At 66.0% G+C, this 209-nt stretch carries 1 protein-coding gene; it reads left to right on the forward strand.

What is annotated here, in order from left to right; genetic code table 11:
• A partial coding sequence (locus ACVOLI_RS20545) for a hypothetical protein (protein ID WP_481615793.1) occupies positions 1-209 on the forward strand: 209 nt, incomplete at both ends.

The following is a 209-nucleotide window of genomic DNA, read 5'->3' on the forward strand; positions in this document are numbered from 1 at the left end:
GTGGACCTATGTGGCGTACCTGGAGTCGGGCGAAGACGCCGGCACCTGGGGCACACGCACCAACACGCCGGACTCGCTGCAGAACATCAAGCACGGCTCCGAGCGCGCGCACCTGCGCCGACAGCGCATTGATGTGCTCGATCTGGCGCGGGTCGGTCTCATACGCGGTCTTGAACGCGGCCAGGTCGGTATAGGCGCGTTGCACATCG

This window comes from Stenotrophomonas sp. STEN029, from assembly GCF_056760015.1.